The following is a 15774-nucleotide window of genomic DNA, read 5'->3' as shown; positions in this document are numbered from 1 at the left end:
TAAACTTAAATAAACTGCTTATAATCCTTCCAATTCCTTTTCAGAATCTTTGGAGTATCTAATCCGTATGGGCAATGATTCTTGCAATGATTGCAATTTATGCATTCATCTATTCTTTTCATTTTCTCCTGCCATTCTTCATTTAAATATATTGATGTGGGAGCTCTTCTTATCATAAGTGACATTCTTGCTGAATTTGGAATATCAATGTTTGCAGGACATGGCATACAATAGCCGCAGCCTCTGCAGAAGTCTGCACAAAGTTCCTTTTTATCAAGTTCAATAATTTCTGAAAGTTCTTTATTTAAAACAGGGGGATTTTTGACATAGGATATGAATTCATCAAGTTCTTTTTCCTTTTGTATACCCCAAATAGGCAAAACATTGTCATACTGTGCCAAATATGCATATGCTGCTGCTGAATTAGATATAAGTCCTCCTGATAAAGCCTTCATAGCAATAAACCCAATTCCATACTCTTTACATTTGTTTACCAGTTCTATTTCTTCATTTGATGCTAAGTAGCTGAAAGGAAATTGAATAGTCTCGTATAAACCCGATTCTGCTGCTTCTAAAGCAATTTTGATTCTATGGTTTGTGATTCCAATATGACGAATCATTCCCTTATCTTTAGCTTCAAGCATGGCTTCATACAATCCTGTACCATCATTAGGCTTAGGACAAAAACTTGGATTGTGAAATTGATAAATATCTAAGTAATCAGTCTTAAGTAAACTTAGGGAGGTATTCAATTGTTCCCAAAAGCCCTTTACATTATCAGCCATTGTCTTTGATGCAATATATATTTTTTCACGAACATGGCTGAGAGCATATCCTATTTTTTCTTCACTATCTGTATAAAATCTTGCAGTATCATAAAAATTAATACCGTTGTCATATGCTTTTGTCAGCAATAGCTTTGCCTCTTCCTTGCTGATACGCTGAATGGGAAGTGCCCCGAAGCCATTTTTATTAACACATATTCCTGTCTTTCCTAATATTATTTGTGACATAATATTTGTCCTTTCTCAATGCTTATTTTAATATAATAACCAAATAATACAATAATCAAATTGTGCTCACATGCATTAACAAAGTTCCATTTTAAAGCTTTTTTTATATCTAATATATTCATCCTATTTCGAATAAAATAGCTTTTATCCAACTATTAAGTTTGAAGTTATTTTACTTTTCACACCTTCAAACTCCCATACATTTCCACATCTCCAATACCTAAGTGTCCACGTTTCATTTTCAGAATACACCATTACATCAATTCCCCAAGGAAAAGGAAATCCCATATTTGTTTCGCCATTCTTTATTTTTTGTATATCCTCAAGTAAAACTCTTGGCATACCTCCATTTGAAGTAGTTTCCTCAAGCAAAACCATCTTAGGGTCATCTGAGTCAGCAATTTTGCTTATAATATATTTATGATAATCTAAAACACTTGGACCATTCATATTTATATCTGTCAAAATCAGCGAAAATGCTACCAATGTTAATACAATTAGTGAAAGTAACGTTCTAAGTGGTATACCTATAACTATTTTGGAATTTAGTTTATTAATAAATTTATTTTTATGTAAAAAATCAAGCTTTTTAAACCTCCTAAAAAGTTTACTTTTAAATGAATCCTCCTCGGTATCTCTATGGTATTGTTCGTTATTGTCATCAAAAGTTATTTCATTAATCAGTGTCAATAATGCTATGACTAAAGATATAGTTATAGCACCCCATATTAAAAGTATTCCCTCAGAAAATACCCCAAATTCGATTATAGATGAACCTATTATAAAACTTACGAGTATCATCAATGTTAAACGCCCTGAAAAATCAGACTTGTAATTCATTTTCATAGTTATATAATTCATTCTTAAGCAAATATATGTAAGGTAATGAAAATAAAAATCCCATTGATATTTCACTCAACATTAAAATAGTATTGTTCATTTGATCTCCTCTATTTAGTATAAAAATAAGTGCAAATGCCTAGCCATTTTAAAGTGGTTAAACATTTGCACTATTATTGTATCAATAAATTACTATAAACGCTAGTTTGTTTGTCTTGATAAATCAAAGTTAGTTTACTAGCTTTTCATCAAAAACTTGTATATCTAAAAATTAAAGATATGTGTTAATAATATCGAATAATGTTTTGCTACAGCCCCCTGAATCCAATATTGCAGTTTTTTAAAGTGTATGCAGTCAATTTGTAACATTATAACATATTTGCTTCTGAGTTAACAGCTACTACTCAAAATCACTAATTGTTCCGAGCAAATACATCTTCAATATTGCATAGTCTAATGCATTAACTTCTTTGTCTTTATTAACATCAGCTCTAATAAAACTTTCTGAATCTAATTCTGCTACCCCTAGCAAGTACTTTTTCAAAACAGCAAAATCAATTGCATCAATACTTCCGCTATTGTCTATGTCACCCAATTTAGAACCAGATTCAACTATAACAGCTTCTTTTCCATACACAAGTTGTCCCTTGATATAAGCAGTAATTTTATCATTATCTCCTAAATTACTTTCCATTTTGGTATTACATGAATAATCATTTGTAATGTCATAATCGGACGAACCATCTATCCTAAAAGGTATATCTCCTGTACTTGCACCTGGAGCAAGTTTTCCAGCAGCCTCTGTAAATGTTATTTCACAATAAGTGTCAGCATTCTCAGCAGCATTTTCTATTTTGAAGCAATTTCCCAATACATTTTCAGTTCCGCAAGGTGCATATTCACAAGTAAATCTATTTTGCTCACTGCCATCACATGTAAAGTAATAGCGAAGCTTTACATCAGATAAATTTACTGGAACTGTTCCATTATTCACTATATTTACAGTAGCTCTTATTGTATTTTTAAGGTTATGAGCCGCTCCATATTTATATAAAACTTTAACTGAAGGAGGCGTTGTATCTGGATCTTCATTAGGATCTATAGGGCCAAGCTTTGGAGCTTCTTCCCCATATACCAGAACCCCATTCCTATATACAGGAATGTTTTTAGTCAATATATAATCATTTGTAAGACCTTGTCTGCTCCAGTCATTAGTTGGATCCCAGTGAGTCATATAGTTTGAATCTTGCTTTGCTGTTAATATAATTGCAAGTTCTCTGTCACCATATATTTCTCTGCCGCTCCAATCATACTCATAATAGTAGGTTCCACCCTCATCCCACTTTATAGGGCCTCTAAAGGTAATAGGCTCCTGCTGCAGTGAAATCTGTTCATCATAAGCAATGGTCATTTCTACATCATCAATAGTCTGTCCGCACGCCAATAATTCGCTTATATTAAAGAAGTATCTTGCCTTCAAGCCTGTTTCGTAATGAGGAGGCTGACTTGACTCATTATGTAATTTTATAACAATCTGAGAACTTTCCTTTATCTCTCTTTCAACACGCGCTTCACAATAATAATCATCAGTTCTTGGCTCTGGATGTGGGAAATTAGGTATTACTTCCTGCCCTTCACCGTAAAATTTGTATAATCCTGCACAAGCACCTACAAATGCAGCATTATAGTCAACAGCAACCTCATTGTAAACGAAGTCAGTTGTTACATCCTGATGGTAGTCCTGCTTATCTGGTCCGCCTGCTAGAGCTCCCCACAATATATGCCTGTGTTCTACTGGATCCAACATACTTAATGTTTTAGAGCCATGAGCTGCTCTGTGATGAGGATGCTTTACTGAAGGCAAGCCTTGTTCGTAACCATAGCCTACTATATACGAATATCCCATAGGATTTCTTCCCATTATATATTCCATCTGATTCTTAGCCCATGCTCCAAAATCAGTTCTTTCAGGGTGATGCTTCATATACACAAGTGCACATAATTGAGCAGCTGTGTTATAACGAGCAGAACCCCATCCATTTATCATTGTATATCCTGCTGGAGATGTTGATGTATAACCATTGTCGTTTGGCTCCTTATGCTTTGCCATACCGCCTGAGTGGTATTCTACATTCCAACGAGCGATATAATCATATAACTCATTTTCTGGGAATAATGTATTGAGCACTATAAATACTCCGCCCCATACAGCATCCCAGCAATGAACCCATGTATTGAACCACATATTTGTGTTAAAGGTATCAGGTATTATTTTTCCCATGTATCCTGTATAATATCTGCCGTCCTCAGAAAGGGACATAATATCATCTATGTAATCCATGTTACCAGTACAAGCATACAACCAAGTAGCAGCCCAAGCCATTTCATCATCGTCATATGCTGAAGTATAGTAACCGTCTCCCTTTGACATTCCTCTGTTTTCTTTTGCAAATTTATACATAGCCTTTGCAACAGTTAAACAACGCTCTGCATATTCAGGGTCCTCATCTTTAAAGTTCAAATATGAGGTAGCAAGTGCAGCTGCTGTACTACCGCAAACATCACTACCTGGAGATTCAACTGTAGCAAAGTCTGCAGGCCTTGGAATATCATCAGGATATAATTCAGGTGGTCCCCAGTAGGAATGATCCAAATCCCCTTCGCCTACCATATAACAAAATGCTATTAATTCTCCATTTTCATCCAAGAATGAACAGCGTAAAAAAGTATCTGTAAAGTACCTTAAAATCTCGATCATGTGCTCTTCCTGCCCTGATTCCTGAAAGGCATCTCTGAATTCATAGAATCCCCAGCCAAGAGTACCTGCAGTATAACTCTGAGGCAATCCAAACCTTACATGATCTCCAGCATCATGGAAGCCGCCATGTACATCTACAGTCCCGTCTCCATCGGGGTCCAATATATGTTTATACTTTTTAATGAATTCCTCAGAAAGTGAAGTGTTTTCAAGAGGGATATTACAATCTCCCACATGACAATCACCTCTCCATTCTAGCCTTCCTCCTGTAATACCAGGTCCGCATTTATTAGCATCATAAAAATAGATTGATTTTTGCAATGCCTCAGCAAAATTAAAGTAGTTATAATCCTCCCAGCCCTCAGCCGGAGTAAAATTAGAATTCCAAGCTGTATTAGAATTCTCAGGCGAAGATAAAGCTTCTCTTGCCAAAACATTTCCAGATATTAATAATTGTACAGCAATAAATGCAAAAACCAAAAATATAGATATCATTGATTTAAATTTCTTGCTGTTTCTCATTGATTTTACTTGCATAGAATGCATTTTTATTCCTCCTTGTAGCATCAATATAAATTTGTATTATAAATTTGTTTTCATAAATTAACTTATTGTGATAAATTATTTTGAACCTTGCAGTGTATATTACTGTTTTATTGGTACTTCCGTACTAACTTATCTAAATGGGTTACTCACAAGATATTTGTTGAATTTGTATTGGCTCATCATAGTTAATTATACCGTCGCTTACATTCAGCATCCTTGCTTCAATGTTGCGCTAAAACCTACGTCCTGTAGGTTTTACGGTATAATCAACTATTTTTCACCTACAAATTCAGACAAATATCTTTAACCAAGTATCCCATTTATCTAAGTTGTACTCGCGTACCAATATAACTAGTTTGTAGCTCACCTGCAACCACTTTAAAATAAAATCATACAACACGTTAAATTTATCTAATGTAATTCAAAAAAACCGTACCCTATCCTGTATTAATTTGATTCGAATAAGAGTACGGTTTTATTGTTTTGTATATTTACTCATTCATAAAAGAATGAGCGTACTGGATTAGTTTATTGGTCCACCAAGCAGAGCCTTTTTAAATAACGCAAAGTCAATTGCATCAACAGAATGATCTCCATTGAAGTCTGCGTTAACTAAACCTTGAGGCTGCAATTGAGCCATTCCTAATAAATACATTTTCATCAATGCAAAATCCAATGAATCAATTCTTCCGTTACAGTCTAAGTCACCAAGTGAAACTTGGTTTTCAACTTTAACAGGTTCAATTCCATATTTGAGTTCACCCTTAATATAAGCAGTTATTTTTTCATTCTCACCAAGAGTAGTCATTTTGGAATTATAGGAATAGTCATTTGTTTTGTCGTAATCTGATGTTCCTTCAATTCTGAAAGGAATATCTCCTGTACTTCCACCTGCTGCAAGTACACCTGCTCCTTCAGCAAATGTAATTTCACAATAGGTATCAGCATTTGCTACAGGATTATCGATAGTATAGCAATTTCCTATTACATTTTCAGTTCCACAAACAGCATAATCACATACAAATGTATTTTGCGCACTGCCATCATTTGTAAACCAATAACGAACTTTTATGTCTGATAATTTAACAGGTATAGTACCATTATTCTTTATGTTGATTGTAGATCTTAATGTATTCTTTGTTAAATCCACTTCTCCAGTCTTATATAGTAATTGAATTGAAGGTGGAGTATTATCTGGTTCTTCTTCACCTGGATCTTTTGGATCAAGTTTTGGTGGCTCTTTTCCGAAAACTAATTTTCCATCCAGATAAACTGGTACCTTCTCAGTTACTGCATAAGTTTCTGTAAGACCTTCTTTACTGTAATCATTTGATGAATCCCAGTGAGTCAAGTAATTTTTATCCTGTTTAACTCTGAAGGAAATCTGTAACTCTCTGTCTCCATAAATTTTGCTTCCGCTCCAGTCAAATTCATAATAGTATGTTCCTGCATCATCCCATTTAAAAGGTCCTCTTAACTTTATAGGATCCTGCTGCATAGAAATTTGCTCATCATACTCAATAGAGAATATTACATCCTCAATAGATTGTTCGTATTTAAATAGTTCATCAATATTAAAGAAGTATTTTGCCATCATTCCTGTTTCATAATGAGGAGGCTGGCTGGACTCGTTATGAATCCTTAATACCACCTGTGTACTATCAGCAGTTTCTCTTGCTACTTTTGCTTCACAGTAGTAGTCATCTGTTCTTGGCTCCAATGGAGGGAAATTTGGTATAGGCTCATGTCCCTGACCATAGTAATGATACAATCCAGCTAAAGCACCAACAAATGCAGCATTGTAGTCAATTGTCACTTCGTTATATGCATACTCAGTGGTTGAATCAATATGATAATCATTTAAGTCTGGTCCACCAGCAAGAGCTCCCCATAATATATGTCTGTGCTCCTCAGGGTCGTTCATACTATTTGTCTTTGATCCGTGAGCTGCTCTGTGATGTGGATGTTTTGCAAAAGGAAGTCCCTTCTCATATCCGTAACCTACTATATATGAATATCCCATAGGATTTCTTCCCATAAGGTATTCCATAGCACCCTTTGCCCATTCTCCAAAATCTGTTCTATCAGGATTGTTTTTCATATAAACAAGTGCGGATAGTTGAGCTGCCGTATTATAGCGAGCAGAACCCCAACCGTTTATCATTGTATATCCTGCTGGAGATGTTTTATAATAGTTTTTATCAGTTGGATCTTCATGTGGACATTTACCACCTGATAAATATTCAACATTCCATCTTGCAATAAAGTCGAACAGTTCATTTTCTGGGAATAATTGATTCAGCTTTAGGAATGTTCCTCCCCAAACTGCGTCCCAGCAATGAACCCATGAATTGTACCATACATTTTGTTTGAAAGTTTCAGGAATTATTCTCTTCATATATCCTACATAGTTTCCTGTCTCATCAACTGCAACTATATCGTTTATATAGTCCATGTTACCAGTACATTCATATAACCATGCAGCCGCCCAAGCTAGCTCGTCCTCATCATAATCTGAAGTATAGTAACCGTCACCTTTGTGCTTTCCTCTGTATTGAACTGCAAAATCATACATTGCTTCTGCAACAGTCAAGCAACGCTCAGCATATTCAGGATCTTCATCCTTGAAGTTCATATAAGATGTAGCAAGTGCGGTAGCTGTACTTGCACAAACATCACTACCAGGTGAATCATATGTTGCAAAATCAGCAGGTCTAGTTCTTTGATATTCTTCTGGATATAACTCAGGTGGTCCCCAATAACAATGGTCAACATCACCTTCACCTACCATGTAGCAAAACGCAATTAATTTACCATCTTCATCTAAAAAAGAGCAACGTAAAAATGTATCAGTAAAGTATCTTAAAATTTCTATCATATGCTCTTCTTCACCAATTGCTTTGAAAGCGTCTCTGAATTCATTAAAGCCCCAGCCTAATGTAGCTGCACTATAACTCTGAGGCAACCCAAATCTTACATGGTCTCCTGCATCGTGAAAACCGCCATGTACATCTACAGTTCCATCTCCATCTGGATCAATAATGTGTCTATACTTGGATAAGAATTCTTCAGATAGTGAAGTATATTCAAGCGGAATTGCTGCATCCCCTTCATGGCAGGAACCTCTCCACTCAAGTCTTCCACCCTTGTCATAGCCAGCCAATTCACCACATTTCTCTGCATCATAAAAATAAAGTGATTTTTGTAGTGCTTCTGCAAAATTGAAATAGTCATATGCTTCCCAATTTTCAGCTGGTTCAAAAGTTGCTGGTGGTGCATCTGCTATTGCATCGGCAGATACAAAAAACTGTCCTGCAACAACAGCAGCAGCTAAGAATACTGATAGTATTCTTTTTCTTATACTACGCTTTATCCCTTTCTGAACACTATGCATTTTTTTAACCTCCCCAAAAAAATATATTAAGTTAGTATTTAAAATTAAGTTCATATTTTGACTGCCGCATACGCGGCTACGTTTGGGCAATTCCCTCAAATATTCTTCAATAAAACAATTAAGTAGTAAAAACTCTTGTCTGCTAAAGCAACAAGTGAACTATTAGCAGACAAGAATTATTATAGATTAATATAATTAATTAGAACCCACAGGCAGTGTTATTGTACCAAGCAAATAAAGCTTTAAATTTGCAAAATCTATTGCATTTATTTCTCCGTCCTTATTTACATCTGCATTCTTTAATGATATTCCCTCTTGTTCGTTATTTAGCAGATATTTCTTTAATAAAGCAAAGTCTATTGAATCTACTTGCTTATCATTATTTAAATCTCCATAAAGGATATCGTCCCCTGATCCTCCACCAGGCTCATTTCCATATACTTTAACTCCATTTTTATATACTGCAATATTCTCTGTTTTAATATATTTATCTGTTAAATCTGCTGTGGAAAGGTCATTTGATGAATCCCAAAGCTTACTTTCGTAATTATAAATACAGAATTGCACATAAGTTCTTGCATATAAAGAATCACCCGGGAAAGTTATCTCAACATAATAGATATTCTTCTCTTTATCATATGGCTGAATTGAAGATATCGTAGCTTTTGCAGGAGAATAATATACTTTTGTTGTAAACTTATCAGGATTAATTCCTTCATCAGCAAATTCTGATAAGTCAACGAAGAACTTAACAGATAAGTCTTTCTCAAATTGTGGAGGTGATGTTACTATATTGTATAAATTAAGGTCAACAGTTACACCCTCATTATTTGATTTATAAAGCTGAGCTTCTGTATAGTAGAGTGTAGGCTCTCCTTCAATACCAGGAGTAGGTTCAGGAAGCATATCCTTACCAAAGTACTTTGACATACCTGCCAATGCTCCAACAAGACCAGCGTTATAATCTAAGCCTGTTTCAGAATAAACGTACTCATTTACATTGTCATGATATTCATCCTGCATATCGGCTCCGCCTACAAGGGCACCATATAAAATATGTCTTTGAGGCAATTCCTTCTTTTCATCTGCAGGAGGTCCTTCAAGAACTCCACTAGCTGCTCTGTGATGAGGCCATTTGGGATAATTATCACCAAAGCCAACCATATAAGACATATTATTAGGATTGTCACCTAAAATATAGTCTATTTGATTCTTTGCAAAATCAAGGCACTTCTGATCACCAAAATATTTATAATATACAAGCTGAACCATACTCTCTGCAGCAGGATATTTACAAACACCCCAGCTATCAAGATATTTTAATCCACCTGGTGTAGTCTGTAATCTGTTCTGCCAATAATCAATGTGGTCATCAGCAATTTCTTTGTATAATGGATTAGTTGAAAGTGTTGCAAGCTTTGTAAATACTCCTGTCATAACATAATCCCAGCACTGTGTCCAATTATCATTAAAGGAATTACCATTAGCTATTCCTTTTTCAGCCATTAACTTATCTACATCATCCATATACTTACTATCATTTGTAGCTACATAAAGCCAAATTGCTCCCCACATAAGTTCATCAAGATATGTTCTTGGCAAATAATAGCTTTGTCCTTTACTGTTTCCTCTGTATTTCATACCGAAATCATAAAGATCCTTTGCATAAGTTAAGCATTTCTGTGAATATTCAGGATCCCTATCATTGTAATTCAAATACATAAGTGCTAATGCAGCTGCTGCGTCACCAGCTACATCGGAGCCAGGATTTTCAGGTGTTGCGACATAGTATGCAGGTCTGTCATATGTCTGGAGCTCTGGTGGTCCCCAATATTGGTGATCCACATCTCCATCTCCTAGCTGATAGTAAAAGGTAGTTTTGTTAGGGAAGCATTTTATAAAGTAATCACAAAAATGCTTTAAAATATTCAGCATATACCCATCTTGGCCTTTTTCTATGAAAACATCTGAGAATTCATAGTAAGCCCATGCAAGTGTAGACGCTGATGCACATTGAGGCAGACCAAACTTTACATGATCTCCACAGTCATGGAAGCCTCCTGTCAAGTCAAGTCCTACATCTTTACCATCTTCAATATGGCATGGTCCACGCCATTTAATTCGGTTGTTACCAGCATCAGGTCCGCACCAATTTGCTTCGTAAAACAAAATTGATTTAGCAAATGCATCAACATAGTTAAAATTGTTTTCCTTAGCAGCAGCTATGGCTGGCATAGGAAACATACTTGCCATAAAAGCAGCAAGCAGAACAAAAACATAAATCCTTTTTCCTTTCATTTTTTTACCCCCTAAAAAATTTTTAGCTAGTATGCCTTATAGCTAATTTTATTACTTATTACATATTAGAAAATTATGTTTGAATTTCCTTACTTTTTACTTAATTTTGTGGTTATATTATAAACATCTTATCATTTGCTATAAGTACTCCACTAACCTATAGGTAATTTGGTTATACATACTTCTTGTTTTACAACAACAAGTCCTATGTACTACCAAATTAAAATGCTCTCAACTTATAAACCTTTTTTTATAAAGCTTAGCAATTGAGAGCATTCCCCATTATAATATATTCGTTATTATTTCTTTATTTCTGTCGGTTAATTTAATTTTGAATTCTTGTCCATAATAGCTATAAATTCTTTTTTCATGTCAAATAAGTAATAAACAAATGGAACTAACCTTTTTATCTGGCTATTTTCAGATTGTTCATCTGATATTAATGCCACAACCTGCTCTTGGAATTCCTTGTATACTTCAGAGCCATAAGATTTACTTTTAGCTAATCCTGAAATAAGTATAATCTTTAAAACAACATTTTCAGGTGCCGAAAGAGCTAAATTTAAATACCAGTTTAGTATATTTCTTTCACCCCATAGATTTTCAAACTTTACAACCTTATTATCAACCAAGGATTGCATTAATGATTGTCCTAATGCACCTAAGTAGTTGTAGACTATGTCTTCATTTGGTACATTATAATAATCAGCTTCTACAGGTTGAATATCGCTAATTTCCGCAATTTTAGAAATAATGTTATTGAGAGAATTAATAAATTCTGTATTGTTCCCTTCTTTGAGTAATTTCATATCAAAGGCTTGAATTGATTTATTTTTACTTTCAAACAAAATCACCTTTATTTCATACTCATTTCCATTTTCTGTTATGCTTCCAGTTACCAATAAATCTAAATCGTTAGTTCTGGCTGCATCTGAAAGGGATTTGATATCATACTCTGCCTTAATTACAGCAGGACCTATGTCTTTTGCAATTGGAAGGAGAAATCTTGTTTCTTTATTATAATTAAAAAACATTATTTCCTGTAAAAGTAACGGTAAACTCCTAGTCATTCTTCCAGAATCATCTTCAGGCTGCAATTCTGTTACTTTTTCCGTTTTATTTGTTAAGTCAACAAAGGTTAAAAAGCCTATATTTCCCTTTTCCAATTCATTAGGCAAAAGCCATTCTGGAGACTTCAAGCCATAATACCATACTGGTTTGTCAGTTATGACAATTTCATATTCTATTTTTTCAGAAACATTATCTTTTTTGGGTTGTCCTTTTTTCATCAATTCAAAATCATTTGAAAGCTTGGACAGAAAAGCTCTAACATCAGCTCTTTCAATTTTCATAAGTTTGTTTATTAACTTTTGACCTTCTACATGATTTCCTGTTTGAAGGTATGCATGAAGTATATTAATGCCTGCCATAATATCATGCTTTTCTGGGTCATATAGCGGAGCAATTATGTCGATAATTTCGTTAATATATCCGTTGTTGCCCAAATCTCCAGAAATAATGAATAATACAGGCAATTCATCCAGTGCTGAATTTAGAACATATTCATACAGAGGCTTTGCACTTTCTAAATCCTTTTGTTCAAGATAGTACCTTGCTAAATACAGTTGTGGAAGCCAGCTGCCTTTTATTGCTGTAGCTCTTTTAAGTAAATCGATGTAGTTATATTTACCTCCAATCTCTTTATCTAAAAGCATCCACCATTGAAGAGTATATTCCTGATTAGGATCTAGGCACATACTCTCCCATACTAATTCTAGAGCACCTTCTTTGTCATCTCTCGAATAATGAACTCTTGCAAGATTTGTCAATATTAGTGCTGATTTACCAAATAAATTAATATATTCATTTAATGTTTTTTCAGCTTCACCATGTAGTTCATTAGCCATAAAAGCTATTGCAAGAGTAGTATACCCTCGCTCCTTAATTTCATCTATATGTACAAGGTGTTTCGCAGCATCAAGAGCCTCTTTGTTAAATTCATCCTTTAATGCTAAAAGGATGTCATTATACAATGCATCAGCTGTATTCCAATGATTTTTAAACTGATTTGGAAGGACTGTTTTTATCATTTCCTCTCTTGGTATTAATACCTTTTTCCCTTGTTCATCATAGCACTCAATAAAATCATTGCCTTTTGGTTGTTTTTCCTCAGACTGATTTTCTATAGTCTGATTTTCTTCAGATTTATTCTCTTTTGTCTCACTTTCTTCAGACTGATTCTCTTTTATCTGATTCTCTTTTATCCTCTCCAACTCAGATTTTTCTGTCTCCTCTTTTTTGTCATTCTTTAGATTATTTCTGTTTTTAGATAAAAATTCATTAAAAAACCCCATTGCTACTACCCCCTGTTTTCATTTTAAGAAAAAAACTCTTATCTTACATTATTTTACCATAATTAAGTATATCTCGTCATTAAGTATTAAAATAAAATAAAAACAGACAGACTTTTTTTAATTTACTATTCAGCCTCTTAGAATAGATTGTTAAATCAGGCTATGAGTGTTCAAATTTATTTATGTAGAAACCAAGTTTATTAATGAATATTAATGAATTGTATTGAACTTAGCTAAAATATCACAATATATGATGTTGGATTGAATGCTAGATTGAATATATTACGAAAATGTATTTTTGAATTTACAATATTCCTGTTATAATTTTATTCGTTGACTATTTTATTTTAAACAAAATCTGCATAAAAACTCCTTATTTGTTTGCTGGTACGCGAGTAAAACTTAGATAAACGGTTTACTTGGTTAAAGATATTTGTTTAACTTAATTTCAATTGAAAAATCAGAGGTACAAGATATGGATGAACAATATTATGAAAAACTTTTAAAAATCAAAACTACAGGAGAGCAAAAAATTTTCAATGATTCAATTCACTATCATAGATATGAACCAACTTCCTATGCCGCATTAGAAGCATTATCTAGTGCATATAAATTTTCATCGGAGGATAGCATAGTTGACTTTGGCTGCGGAAAGGGAAGGTTAAACTTCTACATAAATCACTTTTTTGATTCTTTTGTTACAGGTATAGAAATGAATAAATTCTTCTATAAGCAGGCTGTTGAAAACAAGAAAAGTTATCTTCAAATATATAAAAATAGAAAAGACAAAATTGTATTTTCAAACTGCCTTGCTGAAAGATATAATATAGATTTAAAGGATAATAAATTTTATTTTTTTAATCCCTTCTCTATTCAAATATTTTCAAAAGTAATTAAAAACATAATGGCTTCAGTTGAAGAAAATAAAAGAACAATAGATATAATTCTTTATTACCCTTCAAATGACTATATTTATTTTTTGGATACTAACTCCAGCTTTGTACTTATTAATGAGATAAAAGTTCAGTATTTATATGATAATGACCCTCGTCATAAGTTCTTAGTGTATAGGGTAGAACATTATAAGTAAAATAAATCCACAAACTAACTTCTATTATATCAATTTATTTCAATTCAGTTAAATTTATATCAAATTATATCAATGCAGTTTTATAATGCAGTTCTATTTTATGTGTTATTCTGCCCCACTGTTTATTTTGGTCAATATAATTTCAGTTTTAATATTACTTTTTAAATATTACTTTAACCTATATGTTAAAAGGTCAGATGGAAATTACGAAATTCACTACCATCTGACCCTTACATATTTAGTTTGCTTCTATGGTTTAATAACAACCTTGACTACATTTTCACTACGCTTTTCAAATAGTTCTACAGCTTCTACTACATCATCCAATCTCATTCTATGAGTTATTAAAGAACTTAAATCAATATGACCTGATAGAACAAGATTAATTAATCTTTGCATATACCCTTCATGTGCAAGTCCCATATTTATATTAACATTTCTCATAAATATTTGAGATAATGGCAATGTAATATCTGTGCCAGTAATTCCAACAAGGGACACATTTCCATTTATCTTTACACATCTTACTGCTTGCTGAATAGCAGATTCAGAGCCTGATGCATCAATTGCGACATCAGCCCCTCTTCCATTTGTCAGTTTCATTATCTCTTCTAAAACATCATCTTCTATTGAGCTTAAAATATGAGTAGCACCTAATTTTGCTGCCATATCCATTCTGAATTTATCTTTTCTTCCAACCACAATAATTTGTAATGGATTAAATAGCTTGGCTGCTACAACAGCACATAAACCAACAGGTCCAGCACCAAAAACAACAACTGAATCGCCAGGATTAACTTTTCCACGAACAACTGCAGTATATCCTGTAGATAAAATGTCTGATATAAAAATTACTTGTTCGTCTTCTAGTATATCAGGAACATGCACTAAACAGGTATCAGCAAAAGGAACTCTAATGTATTCTGCATGAGTTCCTGGTAAATTACCCATTTCTATACCAGTACCATGAATTCCACCATTTATACAATGGGAAAAATCTCCATCGATACAGTTTTCACAAGTGCCACAAAATGGAGAAGGTGGTCCAATTACTCTGTCACCAGGCTTAAAATTCTTTACCGCACTACCTGTCTGTTCAACTATCCCAACATACTCATGTCCTAAAACATAACCAGGAGTTGTTGGAATCATGCCATGTATTAAGTGTAAGTCACTTCCGCAAATAGTTGTAAGAGTAATTTTTACAATAACATCAGTATCCTTTAGCAAACATGGTTTTTCTACATTTCTCAATTCATACTTGTGTAATTGTGGGAAATATAACCCTTTCATGCTACTCACATCCTCACCTAAAGATTAATTGCGAAATAAGTCCGCGTTGGCTCATTCGCCAAATTATTACTTATTACGTCAATTTTAGTATTATTCTACCATGTTTTTACTATTTTTTCAATCATTATTTAAATTTAAACTTAATTATATAATTAATGCACTTATGTCAGAAAATACTTATACTATAT

Annotated in this window: 8 protein-coding genes; 1 reads left to right on the top strand and 7 read right to left on the bottom strand. The window is 33.7% G+C overall.

Going from position 1 to position 15774, the window contains the following annotated elements:
• Nucleotides 1-5: 5 nt before the first annotated feature.
• The 6 genes from EHE19_RS06835 to EHE19_RS06810 all read right to left on the bottom strand — a co-directional run bounded on the left by EHE19_RS06835 (nucleotide 6) and on the right by EHE19_RS06810 (nucleotide 13203).
• On the bottom strand, nucleotides 6-1013 hold the full coding sequence (locus EHE19_RS06835) for an aldo/keto reductase (RefSeq protein ID WP_137698858.1): 1008 nt from the start codon (nucleotides 1011-1013) through the stop codon (nucleotides 6-8).
• Nucleotides 1014-1157: 144 nt separating this feature from the next.
• On the bottom strand, nucleotides 1158-1814 hold the full coding sequence (locus EHE19_RS06830; protein ID WP_137698859.1) for a hypothetical protein: 657 nt from the start codon (nucleotides 1812-1814) through the stop codon (nucleotides 1158-1160).
• A gap of 439 nt (nucleotides 1815-2253) precedes the next feature.
• On the bottom strand, nucleotides 2254-5157 hold the full coding sequence (locus tag EHE19_RS06825) for a glycoside hydrolase family 9 protein (protein ID WP_171003636.1): 2904 nt from the start codon (nucleotides 5155-5157) through the stop codon (nucleotides 2254-2256).
• Between the two features lie 523 nt (nucleotides 5158-5680).
• On the bottom strand, nucleotides 5681-8551 hold the full coding sequence (locus EHE19_RS06820) for a glycoside hydrolase family 9 protein (RefSeq protein ID WP_137698860.1): 2871 nt from the start codon (nucleotides 8549-8551) through the stop codon (nucleotides 5681-5683).
• A 195-nt stretch (nucleotides 8552-8746) separates the two neighbouring features.
• Nucleotides 8747-10849 (bottom strand): glycoside hydrolase family 9 protein, encoded by a 2103-nt coding sequence (locus EHE19_RS06815; RefSeq protein ID WP_137698861.1) that lies wholly within the window; start codon nucleotides 10847-10849, stop codon nucleotides 8747-8749.
• Between the two features lie 320 nt (nucleotides 10850-11169).
• Nucleotides 11170-13203 (bottom strand): tetratricopeptide repeat protein, encoded by a 2034-nt coding sequence (locus tag EHE19_RS06810; RefSeq protein ID WP_137698862.1) that lies wholly within the window; start codon nucleotides 13201-13203, stop codon nucleotides 11170-11172.
• A 475-nt stretch (nucleotides 13204-13678) separates the two neighbouring features.
• On the opposite strand from EHE19_RS06810, the gene EHE19_RS06805 reads away from it, so the two are divergent.
• The gene (locus EHE19_RS06805; protein WP_137698863.1) at nucleotides 13679-14293 is read left to right on the top strand and encodes a class I SAM-dependent methyltransferase; all 615 of its coding nucleotides are present in this window, start codon (nucleotides 13679-13681) and stop codon (nucleotides 14291-14293) included.
• A gap of 249 nt (nucleotides 14294-14542) precedes the next feature.
• On the opposite strand, the gene EHE19_RS06800 is transcribed toward EHE19_RS06805, so the two are convergent.
• On the bottom strand, nucleotides 14543-15586 hold the full coding sequence (locus tag EHE19_RS06800; RefSeq protein WP_137698864.1) for a zinc-dependent alcohol dehydrogenase: 1044 nt from the start codon (nucleotides 15584-15586) through the stop codon (nucleotides 14543-14545).
• Nucleotides 15587-15774: the final 188 nt, after the last annotated feature.

Origin of the sequence: Ruminiclostridium herbifermentans, assembly GCF_005473905.2 — a bacterium.
Classification (GTDB): Bacteria; Bacillota; Clostridia; order Acetivibrionales; family DSM-1351; genus Ruminiclostridium; species Ruminiclostridium herbifermentans.
This window is presented reverse-complemented; position numbering and strand designations above follow the sequence as displayed.